The following is a 20,205-nucleotide window of genomic DNA, read 5'->3' on the forward strand; positions in this document are numbered from 1 at the left end:
CCCTACCGCTTCGTCCCTCCGGGACCGGTGGGCTTGCGGCTGAAGCCGGACAAAGCCCCCACATCGCCCCGTGCGCGGGTGGGGGTGCGCGTGCCCTGGGCTTCGTCTTCCATTTCGTCCAGTTGCGTCAGGATCGCGCTTTCCAGATTATCTGTCATCTCTCTCGTCAGGCGCATGTAGTCTTCGTTTTCCGACACCGGCACGCCGGGCTTCCAGACTTCGGCCAACGCCCGCAGGTTGTGGCGGTCGTGGCGATAGAAGGCCATCTCCATGGCGTGGGCCTCGTAGTCTGTCAGGCCCATATCCTCCAACACATACCGCGCTGCGCGGAGCGAGCTGTCGAACACTTCGCGCACGATATGATCGGCGCCTGCCTCATACAGCTCATAGACATGCAGCAGATCATGGGCCCGGGCCACGACCGAGATGTCGGGCCGGTGGCGTTTGGCGTAGCGCACAAGGTTAACGGAGGTCTGCTTGCCGTCCACGCAGATCACGAACACCCGCGCCGTATCGAGCCCTGCAGCTTTCAGCAACTCGGGTCGGGTGGGGTCGCCGTAGAAGCTTTTGAACCCAAAGCGGCGCATGAGTTGGATCGTCTCCAGGTTGGAATCCAGCACTACCGTCTTGAACCCCGATGCCCGCACCATCCGGTTCACCGATTGCCCAAAACGCCCAATCCCCGCGATGATGATCTCGGCGGCGTCATCGATGTCGTCGTGCTCGGGCGCGGCCTCGGACGTGTCCCCAAGGTGGGCGCCGATCTTATCGTACAGAATAAAACTCAGCGGTGTCAGAAGCATAGATAGGGCGACCACCAGCAGCAGGATTTCGGCGATAGGGGCGGGGAAGACCGCTTGCGACACGCCGAAGGCCACAAGAACGAAGCCGAACTCTCCGGCCTGTGCGAGGCCCAGACTGAACAACCACCGATCCCGCCCCCGCATTCTTGCGCCCCAGGCGATGGCGTAGAGGATCAGGCCCTTAACCAACATGACCAGAAGGGTCAGTCCGATAATCAGGAAGGGGTTGGTGAAAAGGGTGAGAAAGTTAATGCCCGCCCCCACGGTGATGAAGAACAACCCCAGTAATAGGCCTTTGAACGGCTCTAGGTCGGCCTCCAACTCGTGCTTGAATTCCGAGTTTGCCAAGACCACCCCTGCCAGGAACGCGCCAAGGGCGGGGGACAGGCCCACAAGGATCATCAGCACCGCGATGCCCACCACAAAGGCCAAGGCGGCGGCTGTATAAAGCTCTCGCAGCTTGGCGTTGTGGATGACCCGGAACACAAAAGGCGACAGGTAACGCCCGGCAAGGATCACCGCCGCAACCGCCGCCAAGGTCACCAGCGTGACGCCCCAAGCGGGCAGTCCATCGACCAATGAGAGGGAGGCGTGGGCCTCCTCCGCGACCCGCTCGATGGAGCCGTCTTCATTGAACCGCACCAGAGAGGCGGTCGCCAGAAGCGGCAGTAGCGCTAGGGCGGGAATCACGGCGATGTCCTGGGTTAACAGAACCGAAAATGCGCCGCGTCCGCCCGCAGTCTGCATCAATCCTTTTTCTGATAGCGTTGTCAGCACGATAGCCGTCGAACTTAAAGCAAGCGTAATGCCGATGGCCAAGGCCAGTGGCCCCGCAATTCCAAAGGCCCAAGCCCCTCCGGTCAGCACCAAAACCGAGAGCAAGATCTGGCTGCCCCCAAGGCCGATGAGCCGCTTTCGCATCCCCCAAAGGGCTCGCGGTTCTAGCTCCAGCCCGATCAGGAACAGCATGAGTACGACGCCAAATTCCGCGTAATGCTGGAGATCTTCGGTCTCGGACCCGACAAGGCCAAGCACCGGGCCAATGGCGATGCCCGCTAGAAGATAGCCAAGGACAGAGCCAAGGCCGAAGCGGATCGAAATTGGCACTGCAATCAGCATTGCGCCAAGGTAGATGGTAATCTGAAGAAGGGTTTCTTCCATGGGCCCATCGCGGGAGAGAGTTCGGTTGACCCAAGTGTAGCGGCAATGGCGGCGAACCGCGAGGCGGCAAACTCCTGATCGCGCGCAAATTCGGCGCGATCTATCGAGGTTGGGCTTGTCTTGATGCCCGAAAATGTCGCATTTAGCGCTAACAGGTTTGGAGGACCCGATGAAACGATCCGAAATTAACGAGATTATGGCCGAAGCCGATGCGTTCATGCGCTCTTTTGGGTTCTCCCTGCCGCCGTTTGCCTATTGGTCCCCCGAAGAAATGCGCGCCAATGCCGATGTTGCCAAGGCGGTGATCGACAGCCGTTTGGGCTGGGACATCACCGATTATGGGCAGGGCAACTACGACGAATTGGGCCTGTTCCTGTTTACACTGCGCAACGGCCGGCTAAGCGATCTGCAAGCGGGTGGCGGCATGTGTTATGCCGAGAAGCTGTTGATTTCAAAGCAAGATCAGATCAGCCCCATGCATCGCCATTACCTGAAGGCGGAAGACATCATCAATCGTGGCGGCGCCACGATGGCCATTGAAATGAACGGCTCGGCCCCTGACGGCTCGTTCGATCCCGACGCTGGCGGCGTGGTAATGTGCGACGGGATTGAGCGGAAGTTCAAGGCGGGTGAGGTCTTGCTGTTTGCCCCCGGTGAAAGCGTCACGCTGATGCCCGGCGACTGGCATAAGTTCTGGGGCGAGGGCGGTGACGTGCTGATCGGAGAGGTCTCGACCGTGAACAACGACGATACCGATAACTGGTTCCGCGAGCCGATTGGGCGCTTCTCGGCGATCGAGGAAGACGTCGCCCCGACGCATTTGCTGGTCTCTGACTACGAGGAATGGCTGCAAGGCTGAAGCTGAGCCGTAGACCGGGCCTTTTGGCCCGGGACAGGTGGGGGCGCCCCGGGCTGAAGCCCGGTCTACAACGCGCGCCAGCCGATATCCGTGCGGTAAAAGCCCTCGGACCAATCGACCCGGTCGGCCATCGCGTAGGCTTGGTTGCGGGCCTCTTGCAGAGTGTTGCCGCGGGCCGTGATGTTCAAAACCCGCCCGCCCGTGGCGGTGATCTGACCGTCTTTCGCCGTAGTTCCCGCATGGAACACCATTTCTGATGATGTTTCGGGCAGGCCGTCCAGCCCATTGATAACGCTGCCTTTATCGTAGCTTCCGGGATAACCCTGTGCGGCCATGACAACGGTAATCGCGTGATCATCGGCCCAGTTTACCTGGGCATCGGCCAGACGCGCCTCGGCACAGGCCAGCATCAGATCGAGCGCTTGGCCGCCCAACCGCATCATCAGCACTTGGCATTCGGGGTCGCCAAAACGGGCGTTATATTCCACCAACCTTGGCTGGCCATCTTTGATCATCAGGCCCGCATAAAGCACGCCGGTATAGGGGGTGCCGCGCCGGGTCATTTCGGTCATGGTTGGCTTGATGATCTGATCCAACGCCGTTTGCGCGATCTCGTCGGTCAGCACGGGGGCGGGGGAATAGGCCCCCATGCCGCCGGTGTTGGGGCCTTTGTCGCCATCGAAGGCGCGTTTGTGGTCTTGGGCGGTGCCGATGGGCAGGCAAGTTTCACCATCGCACAGGATGAAATACGAGGCCTCTTCGCCGTCCATAAATTCTTCAATCACCACTTCTGCGCCCGCGCCGCCGAAGGCACCGTCGAACATATGATCAATGGCGGCCAGCGCCTCATCCTCGGTCATGGCGACGACAACGCCTTTTCCCGCGGCCAACCCGTCGGCCTTCACCACGATCGGCGCGCCTTGTTGGCGGATGTAGTCCCGCGCGGGTTCGGGTTGCGTGAAGCGTGCCCAAGCCGCCGTGGGGGCCGAGGCTGCATCGCAAACTTCCTTGGTGAAGGTCTTTGAGGCCTCCAACTGCGCTGCCGCCGCGGTGGGACCGAATGCCAGAATTCCCGCATTCCTCAACATATCCACAACCCCCGCCGCAAGCGGCGCTTCAGGGCCTACGATCACGAAATCAATGGAGTTTTCCACGGCGAACTCGGTCACGGCGCTGGGGTTATCCACATCAAGACTTGCACAATCTGCGATTTGCGCGATCCCCGCGTTTCCGGGCGCGACAATCAGGCGGTCGCATTTCGGGTTCTGCAATACCGCCCAAGCAAGGCTATGTTCACGGCCACCGGAGCCAAGGATAAGGATGTTCAACGTCGTGCCCCTTCTGCTAACTTGGGCCTAGGCATAAAGAGCAAGCGGGGAGGGCACAACCATGCGAAATCCAGAGCTTTGGACGCGGCTAAAGGCCCACACCTTCGACGGGCCGGGAAGTGCGCCTTACTCGGTCAAGCTGGCCCGCGCGCAGGGCTGGTCACGCCCCTTTACCTTGCGCGTGATCGAAGAGTATCGCCGGTTCCTCTACCTCACCCAAGTCAGCCCAAGGCAAGTCACGCCGAGCCAGACGGTGGATGCCGCATGGCACCTGCATCTGACCTACACCCGCGATTATTGGGAGGATTTCTGCCCCAACGTGATCGGCAAGCCCATCCACCACCAACCCTGCGCGGGCGACGAGGAAATGCCGCGTTATCGCGACCAGTTCGCCGCGACCAAGGCGCTTTATGAAGCCGAGTTCGGGGGAGAGCCGCCAAGGGACATTTGGGGCCGCGAAGACGCGACAAAGCGCAGACCAAGGCGGCAGTTGCTGAGGGACGAGACCGGAGGCGCCGATGGCGGGCTGATCTTCATCGCCATTGCCGGCTGCCTTGTTTTGTGGGTCGTGCGGCCTGACACCCATTGGGTGGTCTACGCGGTTATCATGGTCGTGGCCTTCGCGCTGTCCGCCCTATTGGCGCGGCCCAATGGTCGGCGAAAGCGGCGACCCAAGCAGGGGGACGACGGCAGCTATATTGAGACATCGAGCGATGATAGCTCCGGCAGTGGCCGCTCTCATAGTAGCAGCGACAAACATAGCAGCGGGCGCGGGTTCTGGGCCACGCTGTTTGATGGTGACGGCGACGGGGATAGTGGTAGTGACGGCGGCGGGTGCGGCGGATGCGGAGACTAGGCGATGAATGATCTGATCGACGACGATAGCGGGAACGGCAATTCCCCGGAATTCACCGTCAGCGAGCTGTCCGGCGCGGTCAAACGCACCGTGGAAGGCGCGTTTTCCCATGTGCGTGTGCGCGGCGAGGTGGGGCGGCTATCGCTGCCGCGCTCGGGCCATATCTATCTGGATTTGAAGGATGATCGTAGCGTTCTGGCCTCGGTCGTGTGGAAGGGTGTCGCCTCGCGGTTGACCCATCAGCCGGAGGAGGGGATGGAGGTTATAGCCACCGGCCGGCTCACGACTTTCCCCGGCCAATCGAAGTACCAGCTGGTGATCGACGATCTGCAACCCGCAGGGGCGGGCGCGTTGATGGCGATGCTGGAAAAGCGCCGCAAGGCCTTGGCGGCGGAGGGGTTGTTTGATGACGCCCGCAAGCAACGCCTGCCGTTTCTGCCCGAGGTGATCGGGGTCGTTACCTCGCCTTCCGGCGCGGTGATCCGCGATATTCTGCACCGTTTGCGCGACAGGTTTCCCCGCAAGGTACTGATCTGGCCGGTTGCCGTGCAGGGCCCGAAATGTGCGCCGGAAGTGGCCAATGCGATACGGGGCTTCAACGCCCTGACGCCCGGCGGCGCGTTGCCAAGGCCAGACCTGTTGATTGTGGCGCGCGGCGGCGGCTCGCTCGAAGATCTTTGGGGCTTCAACGAAGAAGCGGTGGTGCGTGCAGCGGCGGAAAGCGCCATTCCGTTGATCTCGGCCGTGGGGCATGAGACGGACACGACGCTGATTGACTACGCCTCCGACTACCGCGCGCCCACGCCCACGGGGGCGGCGGAAAAGGCGGTGCCGGTGCGCATGGATATGCTCAACTGGTTGCGCCAGCAGGAGGGTATTCTGACCCGCGGCATCACCGGGGCGTTGACCGCCCGCCAGCAGCGTTTGACCGACCTTGGCCGCGCTTTGCCCCGGCCCGAGGCGTTGATGGAACCGGCGCGGCAACGGCTCGACTTGGCCAGCCTGCGCCTTGCGCCTGCCTTGGCGAGCCGCACGAAAGATGCGCGAGCGCAGTTGGAGAGGTTGTCTTCGCGCCTTGATCCGGCGCTGGATCGCGCCGTGGCTCGCAAGCGGCTGGCTTTGGGCGAACGCGCCGCTGGGCTGACACCTGCGCGTTTGGCGGGTGTTGCCCGGCAGGGTCGCCGCGATCTGGACCGTTTGGCCGCCCGCCTTGATCCGCAGAGATTAACGGCGAGGACATCGCAGATGGAGGAGCAGTTGGCAGCCGTCGGCACGCGCTTTGCGCAAGCGGCAGTGCAATCGGTTATCCGCCGTCGAGAGGCGTTGGACGGCTTGGAACGCTTGCGCCGGACCTTGGGCTATCAGGAAACCCTGGGGCGCGGCTATGCGGTGATCCGTGCCGGCGAAGACGTGCTGACCACCAAGGCGCAGGCCGAGGGGCATGCAGCGATGGAAATCCAGTTTGCCGACGGCCGCCTTGGTGTCACCCCCACCGGGGCCACGCCGAAGGCGGCACCCAAGAAGACCAGCAAGACGGGCGCCAAGTCGGGCACGGGCAAACCAAAGCCGCCCGAAGGCGGCCAGGGTAGTTTGTTCTAAGCGGTGAAGGCGGGCTTTAGCGCCCCCGAATACGCGGGTCCAAAGCGTCACGAAGGCCATCCCCGATGTAGTTCACCGACAGCACGGTGAGCGAGATGAACAGGCCGGGCCAGATCACACGCTCGGGGTTCTGGCTCAGCCAATCGGTGGCATCAAAAAGCAGGCGGCCCCATGTGGGGAAGTCTGACGGGAAGCCGAGGCCCAGAAACGACAGCGCCGATTCCGTGATGATCGCGTTGGCAATCCCAAGGGTCGCCGACACCATGATCGAGGACATCACGTTGGGCAGCACATGGCGCAGGATCAGCCGCCAGGGCGGCGTGCCGATGGACCGGGCAGCGAGCACGAATTCACGCTCTTTCAGGGCCAGCACATCGCCTCGCACAACACGGGCGGTTTGCATCCAGGAGGTCAGGCCAATGACCACAACGATCAGCACGAAGATCCCGCCCTCGGGCCCGAACGCGTTTCGCAACGTGTCACGGAACAGCATGATGATGACGAGCAGAAGCGGCAGCAGCGGCATGGCAAGGAACAGGTCGGTCAGGCGCATCAGCGGCCCGTCGATCTTTTTAAAGTAGCCCGCCAGAACGCCAATCAGCGTCCCGAAGAACAGCGCCAGAAGCATCGCTGTCAGACCCACCGCAATGGAGGTCTGCCCCCCCACCATCATCCGAGCCAGCGTATCACGGCCCAATTGGTCCGCGCCAAGGGGATGAGCCCAAGACACTTTCAGCGCGTAAATTGGGTTGGCACGGCTGAATTCCTCGGGCGATAGGAAACACGCGGGCATATCTCTGAACCATGCGGCCCAACCTTCGGGCGAAAACCATCCGCCCCCCACGCCCAAGCACGCGATGATGTGGTTCGTATTGCGCGCCCGAATGTCGATGTAGGTGCTTTCCAGCGTCCAGAACAGCGGCCCGAGATAGACGAACAACAGCGAGAAAATGAAGAACCCAAGCCCGAAGAGCGCGCCCTTGTGGGTGCGGAACTGGTCCCATACGTCCCACCATTGGTTGCGCGGGGCACGGGTGGTTTGGATGTCGGCTGAGGTCTCAGTCATAACGAATCCTCGGGTCGAGTACGCCGTAGAGGATATCGGCGATAAGGTTAAAGAGCACGATCAGGACCGCGAAGATGAAGCTGACGGTCTGCACCACTGGCACGTCGCCCGCTTGAATGGCGATGATCAGAAGCTGGCCAATGCCGTTCACCTTGAACACCTGTTCAGTGATGATCGCGCCGCCAAAGACGGCGGGCACGTTGAGCGCGATCACGGTGACCACGGGGATCATCGAGTTGCGCAGGACATGGACCAGAACCACAACGCTTTCGCCCAGGCCCTTGGCCCGCGCCGTGCGCACATAATCCTGGTTCAGGTTGTCCAGCATCGAAGCCCGCATGTAGCGGCTGATTTGCGACGCATTGAACAGGCCAAGCACCATCACCGGCATAATCATCTGGCGGATCTGGGCCCAGAAGCTTTCCCAGTCCGTGACTTCGAGGGTGGTGTCATAGACCGAAGGGAACCAGCCAAGGTTCACAGCGAAGATTACGATGAACAAGACGCCGGTGAAGAAGGTCGGGACCGAGAACCCGATCATCGAAATGAACGTACCGATCTGGTCGAACCACGAATATTGCTTGTAGGCCGAAATCACGCCAAGCGGCACCGCGATCAGGATGCCGACAATGTAGGAAGTGCCCACAACCCAAAGGGTCTGCGGCATCCGCTGCATGATCAGCTCCATTACCGGAGAGCGGGTCTGGTAGCTGATGATCCGGGGGCCATCGGGCGCCATCGCGGTGCCGAACCAACCGTCAATCATGTGCAAAGGCTCGTCCCAGACCATCAGTTTGAGCCATTTGAAGTATTGTACAAAGATCGGGTCGTTCACCCCAAGGCTTTCGCGGATCGCTTCTCGCACCTCTGGCGGGATCGTCAGGGGCAGGCCCGCTGTCGGGTCCGAGGGGCTGAGTTTCACAATCAGGAAGATCACGAAACTAATGAAAATCAACGTCGGGATCGCAAGGATCAGGCGACGGATGGTGAAAGTCAGCATATCAGGCGGCCTCTCGCGCGGCGCTAAACTCAGTTCCAATAAGGTCCGCCGCTGCCCGGTCCGTCATTGCGCGCGCATGGCCCAAGGGGACACCTGCGAGGAGCGTAGCGAGGAGGGGGTGGGGAAGGGGGGACCGCATGGGAATTGGGTTCTGCCTACAAAGATTAGGTGGATGGTTGAGAAACGCGGGGTGCCCCGCCCCCTGAGAGTAAGGGGGCGGGGCGATCGTTCAGGTCACATTACTCAGGAATGCGGTACCATTCGGCGATGTTCCACAGCTCGCTGTCCCAGTCGGACATACGGATGCCGCCCAAGGAGTTGGCGTGTGCGGACACACCACCACGGTGAACCAGTGGGATGATGGAGTACGACTGCATAATCATGTCGTTCATCGCCATCGCCAGTTCGCCACGGGCTGCAAGGTCAGCCGTTCCGGCCATTTCGGCGACCAGCTCGTCATAGGCTGGGTCACAGTAACGCTGGATGTTGGCACCCTGCCACTGGGTGTCGGGACCAGGAATGTCCGAGCAGAGCCAGTTGGCCATATACGCCTGTGGGTCAACACCGGCGAAGTTGTTCGTGTACATTTCGATGTCAGCGTAGAACTTCTGGAACGTATCCGGGGAAGCCGGATCGCCGCCGAAGAACACGGATGCGTCGATGTTACGAAGCTCGGCGTCGATGCCGATCTCGGCCCACCACTGCTTCACCAGTGCCTGCGTGTCCTGACGGACGGCGTTGGTGGAGGTCTGGTAGAGCACGGAGAGTGGCACACCATCCAATTCGCGGATGCCGTCGCCGTCGGTGTCAACGATGCCAGCTTCATCCAGCAGAGCGTTGGCGCCGGCGATGTCCTGCACAAGGCAGCCATCGTTGGCAGTAGACGCATAGGCCGCAGGAGCGGGCAGAACGTTACAGGTAGGCTGACCACCAGCGCCGTAGCCGACTTCAACCAGCAAGGCGCGGTCGATGGCCATGGACATGGCTTGACCCACTGCGGGATGTGTCAGGAACGGATGCTCGCCCCCTTCAACGGTGGAGCGCAGGTCGCCCAGTGCCGGATCAGGGTTGGTCTGGTTCAGGTGCAGACGCTCAACGGACGTACCGAAGGCAGTCACAACGGTACCGTTCCCCTGTGCTTCCATCTGGCTCAGGATCGTGGGGTCGATCTGAAGGTTCCAAGCGTAGTCAAATTCGCCTGTTTCCAGAACCGAACGTGCCGCTGCCGTTGCATCGCCGCCGCCTTTGAAGGTCACGGTCGCGAAGTGGGGCTGATCTGGCACACGGTAGTTGTCGTTTGCGGCCAGTTCGATCACGTCGTTCGGACGGAAATCGGTCACAACGAAGGGACCGGTGCCGATGGGGCCGAAGTTGGCCTCGGTGCACTCAGGCGCGCGCGCGCCAAGGCAGTCAGCGAACTGAGCGGCCTGGATGATCGGGCTCTCGGAGCCGACCAGCGCGGTGTAGGGGAACGGCGTGGGTGCGTCGAACGTGATCTGGATCGTGGTGTCGTCCACGGCCACGATGCTTTCAACACCGTCAAAGTAGGATGCCTGTGCGCAACCGCCTTCGGGGTGGGTGCAATATTCCCACGTGAACACGGCGTCTGCCGCGGTCATCGCGCTGCCATCGGACCACAGGATGCCTTCCTGAAGCTGCCAAGTAATCTGGGTCAGGTCTTCCGAGATGCCGCCGTTTTCAACGGTTGGAATGTCTGCGGCAAGCCAAGGAACCATGGCGCCCGTGTCATCAAAACGCGCAAGGCTTTCGAGAACCAGCGACGCGGCCTCAACCTCTTTCGTGCCGCCCGACAGGAACGGGTTCATCGTGGATGGCGCTTGCCAATAGATGATGTTGAGGTGGCCCGAGCCACCGCGGGCAAGGTGCCCGTCGGCCAGCGCGGCCAGTGGAGCGCAGGCGAATGCCGCCGCGGCTCCGAGAAGGATGGATGTACGTTTCATCTTGGTTTTCTCTCTCCTTATTGGTTTCGTTTACCTTTTCAGGCGTTTTCTTCTGCCACCTTTTCGGCGGTCTTTTTGTGTTCAGTCGTGAAGGTGACAGGCCACAAAGCGGCCCGGGCGCACTTCCTTCATTTCGGGGTCTTCCACCCGGCAAATGTCCATTACGGCGGGACAGCGGGTGCAGAAATTGCAGCCCTTGGGCGGGTTGGAAGGCGAGGGGACATCGCCCTGCAAGATCACCCGTTCAGCCACATCATGGGCGGCGGGGTCAGGCTCGGGCACAGCGCTGAGAAGCGCCTTGGTGTAGGGGTGGAGCGGATCGTTAAACAGCGCATCACGCGGCGCCAGTTCAGCGATCTTGCCCAGATACATCACCGCCACCCGGTCTGCGATATGGCGCACCATCGACAGGTCGTGGGAGATGAACAGGTAGGTCAGACCCAGCTTTTCCTGCAAATCTTCCAACAGGTTAACGACTTGCGCTTGAATGGACACGTCCAGCGCCGCAATCGGTTCGTCACAGACGATAAACTTCGGGTTCAGCGCCAAGGCCCGCGCGATGCCGATGCGTTGACGTTGCCCGCCGGAAAATTCGTGAGGGTAGCGGTTGGCGAAATCACGGTTCAGGCCGACGGCGTCCAGAAGCTCGTAGATTCGCTCATTGCGCTCGGCCTTGGATAGCTTGGTATGCTCGGACAGCGGCTCTCCGATGATGGCAGCCACGGTCATGCGCGGGTTCAGCGATGCCTGTGGATCCTGGAACACCATCTGCATGGTGGGCCGCAAACGCCGCAGTTCGTTTTCCGAAGGGGCGAAGTCATCGGCCGTGATCCCGGCCGCTTTGGCGCCTGAGGCGCGGATCGCGTTGCGGGTAAAGAAGTAGCCGCCAATGGTGGCGGCCAGAACCAGAGCGGCTTGCAAGGCCACGGCCCAACCCTGGGCAAAGGCGGCGAATTGCACCGCCAGAAGCGCCATCAAGGCAACGCCACCGACAAAGATCGCAATGCTTACGTTGCGGGCAATCTTGGCGGCGCGAGCGTCGATTTTGCGGGCCCCATCGTGGGCCCAGGCCAGCTCGGTCCCGTCGATCTTGATCGAGGCGCTGGTGGGATCGTAAAGGCGAATGACGGCGCGGCCACAGGTGGACTTGCCGCAGCCGGATTCCCCCACAAGGCCAAGGGTTTCGCCTTCGTAAATGTCGAAGTTCACGCCATCCACGGCCTTCACGTCGCCCGTATGCTTGCGGAACAGGCCGGTATGGATGGGGAAATACATGCGCAGGTTGCGCACTTCTACAAGTTTGCGCGCGGCGGTCGGGGCCGTGGTGTCATCCAACATCAAATGGCTCCCTTTTCCAAGAAACACGCGGCAAGGTGGCCTTCTATGCCCACATCTTCCAGCAGCGGATTTTCCCGCGCACAGCGATCAAAGGCATGGGGGCAACGGTCGCGGAAGGCGCAGGAAGAGGGCGCGGCCCCTAACATGGGCGGTTGTCCTTGGATCACCTGCAAGCGCTCGGCGCGTTCGCCGGAAATGCTGGGGATCGTTTCAAGCAGCATCTTTGTGTAGGGGTGGCTGGGGTTGTTGAACAATTCCCGTACCGGGCCTTCTTCCACTACCTGGCCCCCGTACATCACCATCACCCGGTCAGCGATGCCTGCGATCACGCCCAGATCGTGGGTGATCCAGACAATCGCCATCCCAAGTTTCTGGCGCAGCTCTTTCACCAGCTCGAGGATTTGCGCCTGAATGGTCACGTCGAGCGCAGTTGTCGGCTCGTCCGCGATCAGCACTTCGGGGTCACAAGCCAGTGCAATGGCGATCATCACCCGTTGGCGCATGCCGCCGGAAAACTGGTGCGGATAATCTTTCAGGCGACGCTCCGCATCGGGAATGCCGACCAGTTCCAACAGCTCGACCGCGCGGGCGCGGGCGGCGGTTTTGTTCAGCCCCATGTGCTTTCGCAGCGGTTCCATCAACTGATAGCCTACGTTGAAGACGGGGTTCAGCGAGGTCATCGGATCTTGGAACACCATACCAATCCGCGCCCCGCGGATGGCGCGCAGCTCATCCTCGGTAACTTGCATAAGATCTTTGTCGCCAAACAAAACCTCACCGGCGCGAATTTCGGCCGGAGGCATCGGCAACAGCCGGATCAGAGACATCATCGTCACGGATTTACCCGAGCCGGATTCCCCCACAACACCAAGCAACTCCCCGGCTTTCAGCCGGAAACTCACGTCATTGACGGCGTGCACTTCCCCGCGTCGGGTTCGGAACACTGTTTTCAGATCGCGAACGTCCAATACGTAAGGATCTACCCCTTCGGGCATCTGAGAATCGGCCCCATCGGGCATATGCGGAGGTCTCCCTGACCTGTCGGATGTACGTCGCCTCGTTGCTCGACTGGGTCGAAATGGGCGATCTATGTCATTGACGCTAACACGGAAATTTTTTCCCGCAAGGGCCAACCTGCATTCCGTTGCGTGCAAAATAGGCGACGGCTCAAAGTTTGGGCACATGCTGCGGGCGCAGCCTTGACGATGGATCGGGACGCGCTCAGGGTTATGGGGCGCTTACCTCAAAACATCGGAATCCCCATGACAAACGTCCTCTCGCCCCGTGAACTTATGGCAAAACTTGTCAGCTTCCCCACTGTCAGCCGCGACAGCAATTTGGAGCTGGTGGATTGGGTGGCGGATTATCTGAAGGGCCACGGAATCGACAGCGCCCGCGACCATGATGAGACCGGAAAAAAAGCCTCGTTGTTCGCCCATGTGGGCCCGGAAAAGGCGGGGGGAATCGTATTGTCGGGGCACACAGATGTGGTTCCGGTGGACGGGCAAGCATGGGATACGGACCCGTTTCACGTCACGGAAAAGGACGGAAAGCTTTACGGGCGCGGCACTTGCGACATGAAGGGATTCGACGCGCTGGCGATCTGGGGGGTGGTCGAGGCGAAGCGGCGCGGCGTGTCACGGCCGATGCAATTGGCCCTGTCGCGCGATGAGGAGATCGGCTGCGTGGGCGCGCCCCCGATGATCGAGGCGATGGCCGGTCTGCCGCGCGCGTCGCTGGCCATTATCGGCGAGCCGACGGATATGGGGATCATCAATGGCCACAAGGGTGGCACCGGATTTGACCTGCATTTCCGCGGTTTCGAGGTGCATTCCTCGCTACAAGATCGCGGTGTGTCTGCTGTCATGGAAAGCGCCCGGCTGATCCAGTGGTGCAACGAGCAGAACGCAGCATCGGTGGCGGCAGCGGACCCGAATTCGCCCTTCGATCCGCCGTTTTCCACCCTGCATGTGGGCACGATCGAAGGCGGCACGGCGCACAATATTACGGCGAAAGACTGCTTTTTTGTGCTGTCTCTGCGCGCGCTTCCCACCGAATCGGTTTCTGAGTGGCGCGAAAAGATATTGGCCGAGATTGCGCGGATCGAAGCGGGGATGAAAGCTGTGCATCCTGACGCTGAAATCCGGGTGAAACCGCGCTGGGACGTGCCCGGATTGAAGGCCGAGGAAGACGGCGAAGCAGAAAACATGGTGCGCAAACTGACCGGGTTGAACTCTAGCGGTGTGGTCAGCTTCGGCACCGAAGCGGGGCAATTTCAGGCGGCGGGATATTCCGCAGTGGTCTGCGGCCCCGGCTCTATCGCGCAGGCGCATCAGGCCAATGAATACATCACCATCGACCAGTTCCAGCAGGGGCAGGCCTTTATCGAAAAGCTTCTGTCCGAGGTCGCATGACGTTTCCGTTCCACGCGGGCAAACCGGCAACTTTCGTTGATGACCTGCCGCAAAGCGTTGATCTTGCCATCATTGGCGGCGGCGTTCTGGGGATTTCGACAGCGCTTTATGCGGCGCGGGCGGGCCTGTCCGTTGTGGTGCTGGAAAAGGGCCGGGTCGCCGCCGAGCAATCGGGGCGCAACTGGGGCTGGATCAGGGTGCAGGGCCGCGATGAGGCCGAGATCCCGATTGCACTGGAGTCTCAAGGCCTGTGGCAGGCGCTCAACGCCGAGGCGCAGGGCCGTCTTGGCGTGCAGCAGGTGGGTGTCACCTATCTGGGCAAGACCCCCAAGGACATGGCGGGGTTTGAGGATTGGTCGCAGATGGCGCGGCCCTATGGCGTGGCGTCCGAACTTCTGAACCGTACTGGGCTGGCGGAGGTGTTAAACCATGCCAACGGGCCTTGGGTGGGCGGGCTGCACACCTCGACAGATTTGAAGGCCGAGCCTTGGGTCGCCGTGCCAGAACTGGCCCGCATGGCGCAGGCCAGCGGCGCGCGAGTCGTAGAGGATTGCGCGGTGCGCGGGCTGTATTTGGAAGCAGGCCGCGTCGCGGGCGTGGTGACGGAAGCGGGAAGGGTGAAGGCAGACCGCGTGGTGCTGACGGGGGGATCGTGGTCGTCGCTGTTTCTCCGCCGCCACGGGGTAAGCATCCCGCAGCTATCGGTACGCTCGACCGTGATGGCGACGCAGCCGTTGCCGGAGGTCTTGGGAACGGCGGCGGTGGATGACAAACTGGCCATGCGCCCCCGCGCGGATGGCGGCTATACCCTTGCCCCCGCCGCATTCGGAGAGCTGTTCACCGGCCCCGATTTGTTGCGAAATCTGCATCGCTACTTGCCGCTCGCCCTGAGCGGAGAATTCGACGTCTACCCCCGTGGTCCGGCCCCCAGGGGCTACCCCGATGCATGGGGGACGGCGCGAAAATGGGCCGATGACGCGCGGTCCCCGTTCGAGGCCCTGCGCATTCTGGACCCCACACCCAACGCCCGTAAAATCGCCGAGATCAAGCGTCGCTTCACTGAAGCCTACCCTCAGGTCGGAGAGGTGAAAACGCGGGCCGCTTGGGCGGGCATGATCGACGTATTGCCCGATGTGGTGCCCGTCGTGGACCATGTGGCGCAACTGCCGGGGCTGATCGTGGCCACCGGCATGTGCGGCCACGGCTTTGGGATCGGCCCCGCTTTCGGGCGCATCCTTGCCGACATGGCGCAAGATAACGCGCCGGGTCATGACCTTAGCCGCTTTGCCATGAAACGCTTCACCGACGGGACGCGCCTGCGGCCCGGACCAAACCTTTAACCGCTTGAAGGTGCGCTATGGCGGTGTCACCTTCGGGCCAAAATCAAACATGGGAATAGACCAATGCCAGTGAAGAACCGCTTTGCCGAACTGCTGCCCGAGATCACCGAATGGCGCCGGGACCTGCATGAAAACCCCGAAATCCTGTTTGAGACGCACCGGACTTCGGCCATCGTGGCCGAGAAGCTGAAGGAATTTGGCTGTGATGAGATCGTGACTGGTCTGGGCCGTACCGGCGTTGTGGGGATCATCAAGGGCAAGACGAATACCTCGGGCAAAACGCTGGGACTGCGTGCGGATATGGATGCGCTGCCAATTTTTGAAGATACGGGACTGGAATATGCCTCCAAGACGCCGGGCGCGATGCACGCTTGCGGCCACGACGGCCACACGGCGATGCTTTTGGGCGCGGCGAAGTATCTGGCCGAGACCCGGAACTTCGACGGCACCGTCGCGGTGATCTTCCAACCCGCAGAAGAAGGCGGCGGCGGCGGTAAAGAGATGTGCGATGACGGCATGATGGACCGTTTCGGCATCAATGAGGTCTACGGAATGCACAATTGGCCGGGCAAGCCCGTGGGTTCTTTCGGTATCCGCGCGGGCGCGTTTTTCGCCGCGACTGACACGTTTGAGGTGCAGTTCAAGGGCAAGGGGGGGCACGCCGCCAAGCCCAACGAGACAATTGATACAACGGTTATGGCCGCCCATGCTGTCACTGCGCTGCAAAGCATTGTGGCGCGAAACGCCGACCCGGTTAGCCAGATCGTGGTGTCTGTGACCTCGCTTGAGACCGAGAGCAAGGCGTTCAACGTGATCCCCGAAACCGTCACCATGCGCGGCACGGTGCGGACCATGTCGAACGAGAACCGCGACCTGGCCAACAAGCGCGTGCCGGAGATCTGCGAAGGGGTCGCCGCGATGATGGGCGGCCATGCCGAGGTGAACTATGTGCGCGGCTATCCGGTTATGGTGAACTCGGAAGAGCAAACCGCCTTTGCGGCAGAGGTCGCCACCTCTGTTTCGGGCGGCTGCGACGAGGTGCCTTTGGTCATGGGCGGCGAAGACTTCGCCTTCATGCTGGAAGAACGCCCCGGCGCGTATATTCTTGTGGGCAACGGTGACACGGCGATGGTCCACCACCCCAAATACAACTTCAACGATGAGGCAATCCCAGCAGGCTGTAGCTGGTGGGCCGAGATCGTAGAAAAGCGTATGCCAGCGGCTTGATTGGGATTCCGCCGTAAATTCTCCACATCCCTATGAAATGCCTCTCTCGACATAACGAGGGAGGCATTGATGTATTCTTATGAACCAGTCGGCGGCTGCGTTTACCTTGGCGACGGGGAATGGCTGAGTTGGGGTGAATTTGGAGAGTATGCGGACATCGACCCCCGACGAGCCGCAACCCGCGGTGCTGCCCGTATTGGAGTGGCAAGATAAGCTAAAACGAAAGTATCCAAACGCCGAACTCCCGGTTCTGCGGCAGTTCATCCGGCTGGTGAACGCGGCAGAGGAATACTTTGAGCAGACAGGCAAACACCTGAATATCTACGGCGCATTGGGGGAGCTGTATGGGTCGATGATTTGGGGTGTTCGGCTTCACAAGTTGCCAGACGCTCAAGGCTCGGATGGGAAGTTGGACAATGATTTCATAGAGATCAAAACGATCGGACCGCGTAGCACAACCGATCAGGCGTTGGTCAAGCTATCCGGACATTTCAATAAGTTGCTTGTCGTGAAGGTCGACTGTGCCGAAGGCGATGACGGTTTTGGCTGCTTTCGAATATCCGGGCGCATGATCGACCGAAAAGCGCTGACGAAGGCACGTTCTGGAAACGCTCGGATCAAGTGGAGCCGGGCGTGTGAAATCGGGGTGCCGCCGCCCACGGGCTAGAAACGAGGAACTCGTGCTGACGGTTAATAGAAACGATCTCCCCCACACCCCTAACGCCCAAGCACCACAACGAAGTTGTTGCCAGCTGCCCAAGGCGCGGCGCATAAAAAGAAAGGCAAATTTTGGCCTTCGATTTAGGGAGTGTATTTTCATGAGAATTGGTTCGACAGTGGCGTTGGTCGTGACTTTGGCTTTAGGAGGGGCTTCTGCGGCCTCTGCACAAGGGTTTCCGGGCGGTTATTTTGAGATGACATCCCAGTTCCGCGAAGGCGCGAATGAGTGTTTGGAAAGCCGCAGCGCGGGGGGAGGGCCTGCGTTTATGGATCGTTGCCAATTCGTCAGCGGCCAGCAATGGCGCGCAATCCCCGCGGGCGGCGGCTATTTCCGCCTGACATCCCAGTTCCGCGAAGGCGCTAACGAATGCCTTGAAAGCAACCGCTCTGGCGGCGGGCCCGCGTTCATGGATATTTGCCAGAACGTCTCGGGCCAACTCTGGCGTGCGATCCCGGCAGGCGGCGGCTACTACCGCCTGACGTCGCAATTCCGCGAAGGATCGAACGAATGTCTGGAAAGCAGCAGCCGCGCCGATGGCCCAATTCGCATGGACCCCTGTGGTAACTTCTCGGGCCAATTGTGGCGGTTTAACTAGGGCGCCCGAACCGTGACGCACGTTGATCCATTCGCGGCTTCTTACTGCTGCGAATGGGTGACCTGACTGGGGCAATGCGTGGCAATCCGGGGCTCCGCCCGTGAATTTCCTAAAAGGTCCACTGGACCTTCTGCTCGGCCCAAGACCGGGTCCGGCATTCCCGGGGCTCCGCCCGTGAATTTCCCAAAAGGTCCACTGGACCTTCTGCCCGGCCAAAGACCGGGTCCGGCATTCCCGGGGCTCCGCCCGTGAATTTCCCGAAAGGTCCACTGGACCTTTTGCCCGGTCAAAGACCGGGTCCGGAAATTCACCCCCCCGTGTGGCTCATGTGGCGCGACATCTGCCCGTCGGCCACTTGCCGCGAGTAGTCGAAATCGTGGCCCTTGGGTTTGTGACTGATCGCGTCGCGGATCGCGGCTTCCAGCATCGCGTTGCTCTCAGACGCCCGCAAAGGCGCGCGCAGGTCGACCATGTCCTCTTGGCCAAGGCACATGTAGAGCTGTCCGGTGCAGGTCAGGCGCACGCGGTTGCACTGCTCGCAAAAATTATGGGACAGCGGCGTGATAAAGCCGATTTTCTGGCCCGTCTCATCCAACTGCACATAGCGGGCAGGGCCGCCGGTCCGCTCGGCCAGATCGGTCAGGGTAAACCGTTCCGCCAGTCGCGCGCGCAGGTCGTTGAGGGACCAATATTGGTCCAGCCGATCTTCATTTCCCAGATCGCCCATGGGCATCACCTCGATGAACGTCAGGTCCATGCCGCGCGCCAGACACCATTCCTGCAAGGTGAACAGCTCATCCTCGTTGAAGTTCTTCAGCGCCACCGCGTTGATCTTCACCTTCAGACCAGCCGCCAGCGCCGCGTCTACCCCGTCCATTACCTGCTTTAGCCGCCCCCAACGGGTGATTTCGGCGAACTTCTTCTCATCAATCGTATCGAGGGAGATGTTGATCCGCTTCACCCCCGCCGCGGCCAAAGGCTCCGCAAATCGCGCCAATTGGCTGCCGTTGGTTGTCAGCGTCAGCTCTTCCAGATAACCGCTATCAAGGTGGCGTTTCATGCCTTGGAAGAAGGTCATGATATCGCGGCGCACAAGGGGCTCTCCGCCCGTGATCCTCAGCTTACGCACGCCCAAACCGATGAAGGTGGAACACATGCGGTCCAACTCCTCCAGCGTCAGAAGCTCTTTCTTCGGCAGGAACTGCATGTTCTCAGACATGCAGTAAACGCAGCGAAAATCGCAGCGGTCGGTGACGGAGACGCGCAGGTAAGTGATGGCACGCGCAAAGGGATCAATGAGGGGGGCGGTTTGGGTCATGGGCGGACAGTAGGAGGGTGAGGCAGGGCGCACAAGGGAGCGGTTGATCACGGCTGAGTGCGGGCCTAGTCTGGCGCGAAACGTGTTGAGAGGTGCGAGATGACACGAGCGATTTCTTTGCTGGCGGTTTTGGCGGTAGCGGGCTGTGCCAATGGCGGGCTTGGCGGAATGTTCAGCGGCGATGGACCGGGCAGCGGGTTCGGGCGCAACGCCGCGGCGGAAGACGCCGCGGCGGCTGAGGTAATTTCCGAGGCTGTGGTGGGCGAGGCTGCGGCCGAAGATATCGCGCCCACGGACAACACCGTGCGCGCCGCCGCCGTGGCTGAGGGTAACACCGCTGCCGGCGACAGCGTGCGCGGCTTCACGGTCGCCAGCCTTGGGGACGCTACCGTGCCGGGCCTCTGGATCGAAACGCCGCTGGTGGACCGAGAGCGCACGGCCACCGTCGTGGCCCCCAATGGCACCACGGTGGAGGTCACAGCCCGCCCGTCTGGCGGCGAACGTGGATCAGGCTCGCGCCTGTCCTTGGCGGCATTTCAAGCCCTGGGCCTAAGCCTGACCTCCCTGCCCACAGTTACGGTAATCGCCGATTAACCGGGTGATTCCCAAGCAGGGCACT

Annotated in this window: 17 protein-coding genes; 9 read left to right on the forward strand and 8 right to left on the reverse strand. The window is 61.2% G+C overall.

What is annotated here, in order from left to right:
• Nucleotides 1-2: 2 nt before the first annotated feature.
• Nucleotides 3-1,964 (reverse strand): cation:proton antiporter, encoded by a 1,962-nt coding sequence (locus K3728_05625; protein ID UWQ96711.1) that lies wholly within the window; start codon nt 1,962-1,964, stop codon nt 3-5.
• A 169-nt stretch (nt 1,965-2,133) separates the two neighbouring features.
• Here K3728_05625 and K3728_05630 point away from each other — a divergent pair, with 169 nt between their 5' ends.
• Entirely contained in the window at nt 2,134-2,823 is a 690-nt protein-coding gene (locus K3728_05630; protein UWQ96712.1) for a D-lyxose/D-mannose family sugar isomerase, read from the forward strand.
• 65 nt (nt 2,824-2,888) lie between these two features.
• Here the strand turns inward: K3728_05630 and purD are convergent, their stop codons facing one another.
• Entirely contained in the window at nt 2,889-4,151 is a 1,263-nt protein-coding gene (gene purD / locus K3728_05635) for a phosphoribosylamine--glycine ligase (GenBank protein UWQ96713.1), read from the reverse strand.
• 61 nt (nt 4,152-4,212) lie between these two features.
• Here purD and K3728_05640 point away from each other — a divergent pair, with 61 nt between their 5' ends.
• Nucleotides 4,213-5,007 carry a hypothetical protein gene (locus K3728_05640; GenBank protein ID UWQ96714.1) on the forward strand — a complete coding sequence of 265 codons (795 nt, stop codon included), beginning with the start codon at nt 4,213-4,215 and terminating at the stop codon, nt 5,005-5,007.
• A 3-nt stretch (nt 5,008-5,010) separates the two neighbouring features.
• A complete protein-coding gene (gene xseA, locus K3728_05645) occupies nt 5,011-6,606 on the forward strand; it encodes an exodeoxyribonuclease VII large subunit (protein UWQ96715.1) in 1,596 nt (531 codons plus the stop codon).
• Between the two features lie 16 nt (nt 6,607-6,622).
• Here the strand turns inward: xseA and K3728_05650 are convergent, their stop codons facing one another.
• The 5 genes from K3728_05650 to K3728_05670 all read right to left on the reverse strand — a co-directional run bounded on the left by K3728_05650 (nt 6,623) and on the right by K3728_05670 (nt 12,966).
• The gene (locus K3728_05650) at nt 6,623-7,672 is read right to left on the reverse strand and encodes an ABC transporter permease (protein UWQ96716.1); all 1,050 of its coding nucleotides are present in this window, start codon (nt 7,670-7,672) and stop codon (nt 6,623-6,625) included.
• Nucleotides 7,665-8,672, reverse strand: coding sequence for an ABC transporter permease (locus K3728_05655; GenBank protein ID UWQ96717.1), 1,008 nt, complete (start codon nt 8,670-8,672; stop codon nt 7,665-7,667). Before K3728_05655 ends, K3728_05650 begins: the two co-directional genes overlap by 8 nt.
• 239 nt (nt 8,673-8,911) lie before the next feature.
• The gene (locus K3728_05660; protein ID UWQ96718.1) at nt 8,912-10,633 is read right to left on the reverse strand and encodes a peptide ABC transporter substrate-binding protein; all 1,722 of its coding nucleotides are present in this window, start codon (nt 10,631-10,633) and stop codon (nt 8,912-8,914) included.
• 81 nt (nt 10,634-10,714) lie between these two features.
• Nucleotides 10,715-11,971, reverse strand: a complete 1,257-nt coding sequence (locus K3728_05665; protein UWQ96719.1) for an ABC transporter ATP-binding protein — start codon at nt 11,969-11,971, stop codon at nt 10,715-10,717.
• On the reverse strand, nt 11,971-12,966 hold the full coding sequence (locus tag K3728_05670; GenBank protein UWQ97460.1) for an ABC transporter ATP-binding protein: 996 nt from the start codon (nt 12,964-12,966) through the stop codon (nt 11,971-11,973). The genes K3728_05665 and K3728_05670 overlap by 1 nt, the downstream gene beginning before the upstream one ends.
• 267 nt (nt 12,967-13,233) lie before the next feature.
• On the opposite strand from K3728_05670, the gene argE reads away from it, so the two are divergent.
• The 5 genes from argE to K3728_05695 all read left to right on the forward strand — a co-directional run bounded on the left by argE (nt 13,234) and on the right by K3728_05695 (nt 18,268).
• The gene (gene argE, locus K3728_05675) at nt 13,234-14,385 is read left to right on the forward strand and encodes an acetylornithine deacetylase (protein UWQ96720.1); all 1,152 of its coding nucleotides are present in this window, start codon (nt 13,234-13,236) and stop codon (nt 14,383-14,385) included.
• Nucleotides 14,382-15,725 (forward strand): FAD-binding oxidoreductase, encoded by a 1,344-nt coding sequence (locus K3728_05680; GenBank protein ID UWQ96721.1) that lies wholly within the window; start codon nt 14,382-14,384, stop codon nt 15,723-15,725. Before argE ends, K3728_05680 begins: the two co-directional genes overlap by 4 nt.
• A 63-nt stretch (nt 15,726-15,788) precedes the next feature.
• On the forward strand, nt 15,789-16,952 hold the full coding sequence (locus K3728_05685; GenBank protein ID UWQ96722.1) for an amidohydrolase: 1,164 nt from the start codon (nt 15,789-15,791) through the stop codon (nt 16,950-16,952).
• Between the two features lie 148 nt (nt 16,953-17,100).
• Nucleotides 17,101-17,619 (forward strand): hypothetical protein, encoded by a 519-nt coding sequence (locus K3728_05690; GenBank protein UWQ96723.1) that lies wholly within the window; start codon nt 17,101-17,103, stop codon nt 17,617-17,619.
• A gap of 319 nt (nt 17,620-17,938) precedes the next feature.
• A complete protein-coding gene (locus K3728_05695; GenBank protein ID UWQ96724.1) occupies nt 17,939-18,268 on the forward strand; it encodes an RICIN domain-containing protein in 330 nt (109 codons plus the stop codon).
• 307 nt (nt 18,269-18,575) lie between these two features.
• On the opposite strand, the gene moaA is transcribed toward K3728_05695, so the two are convergent.
• The gene (gene moaA / locus K3728_05700; GenBank protein UWQ96725.1) at nt 18,576-19,586 is read right to left on the reverse strand and encodes a GTP 3',8-cyclase MoaA; all 1,011 of its coding nucleotides are present in this window, start codon (nt 19,584-19,586) and stop codon (nt 18,576-18,578) included.
• Nucleotides 19,587-19,685: 99 nt separating this feature from the next.
• Between moaA and K3728_05705 the strand changes: the two genes are divergently transcribed.
• Nucleotides 19,686-20,180: a hypothetical protein gene (locus K3728_05705; GenBank protein ID UWQ96726.1), complete on the forward strand. Its 495-nt coding sequence runs from the start codon at nt 19,686-19,688 to the stop codon at nt 20,178-20,180.
• Nucleotides 20,181-20,205 lie beyond the last annotated feature (25 nt).

The organism is Rhodobacteraceae bacterium M385, assembly GCA_025141835.1.
In the GTDB taxonomy this organism is placed as follows: domain Bacteria; phylum Pseudomonadota; class Alphaproteobacteria; order Rhodobacterales; family Rhodobacteraceae; genus Gymnodinialimonas.

What these genes read in the sequence shown, in the direction of transcription:
- moaA (UWQ96725.1), bottom strand. Translation starts at nt 19,586, where the DNA reads ATGACCCAAACCGCCCCCCTCATTGATCCCTTTGCGCGTGCCATCACT.
- K3728_05690 (UWQ96723.1), top strand. Translation starts at nt 17,101, where the DNA reads ATGCGGACATCGACCCCCGACGAGCCGCAACCCGCGGTGCTGCCCGTA.
- K3728_05680 (UWQ96721.1), top strand. Translation starts at nt 14,382, where the DNA reads ATGACGTTTCCGTTCCACGCGGGCAAACCGGCAACTTTCGTTGATGAC.
- K3728_05630 (UWQ96712.1), top strand. Translation starts at nt 2,134, where the DNA reads ATGAAACGATCCGAAATTAACGAGATTATGGCCGAAGCCGATGCGTTC.
- K3728_05665 (UWQ96719.1), bottom strand. Translation starts at nt 11,971, where the DNA reads ATGTTGGATGACACCACGGCCCCGACCGCCGCGCGCAAACTTGTAGAA.
- K3728_05650 (UWQ96716.1), bottom strand. Translation starts at nt 7,672, where the DNA reads ATGACTGAGACCTCAGCCGACATCCAAACCACCCGTGCCCCGCGCAAC.
- K3728_05660 (UWQ96718.1), bottom strand. Translation starts at nt 10,633, where the DNA reads ATGAAACGTACATCCATCCTTCTCGGAGCCGCGGCGGCATTCGCCTGC.
- K3728_05655 (UWQ96717.1), bottom strand. Translation starts at nt 8,672, where the DNA reads ATGCTGACTTTCACCATCCGTCGCCTGATCCTTGCGATCCCGACGTTG.
- argE (UWQ96720.1), top strand. Translation starts at nt 13,234, where the DNA reads ATGACAAACGTCCTCTCGCCCCGTGAACTTATGGCAAAACTTGTCAGC.
- xseA (UWQ96715.1), top strand. Translation starts at nt 5,011, where the DNA reads ATGAATGATCTGATCGACGACGATAGCGGGAACGGCAATTCCCCGGAA.
- K3728_05625 (UWQ96711.1), bottom strand. Translation starts at nt 1,964, where the DNA reads ATGGAAGAAACCCTTCTTCAGATTACCATCTACCTTGGCGCAATGCTG.
- K3728_05640 (UWQ96714.1), top strand. Translation starts at nt 4,213, where the DNA reads ATGCGAAATCCAGAGCTTTGGACGCGGCTAAAGGCCCACACCTTCGAC.
- K3728_05695 (UWQ96724.1), top strand. Translation starts at nt 17,939, where the DNA reads ATGGATCGTTGCCAATTCGTCAGCGGCCAGCAATGGCGCGCAATCCCC.
- K3728_05685 (UWQ96722.1), top strand. Translation starts at nt 15,789, where the DNA reads ATGCCAGTGAAGAACCGCTTTGCCGAACTGCTGCCCGAGATCACCGAA.
- K3728_05670 (UWQ97460.1), bottom strand. Translation starts at nt 12,966, where the DNA reads ATGCCCGAAGGGGTAGATCCTTACGTATTGGACGTTCGCGATCTGAAA.
- K3728_05705 (UWQ96726.1), top strand. Translation starts at nt 19,686, where the DNA reads ATGACACGAGCGATTTCTTTGCTGGCGGTTTTGGCGGTAGCGGGCTGT.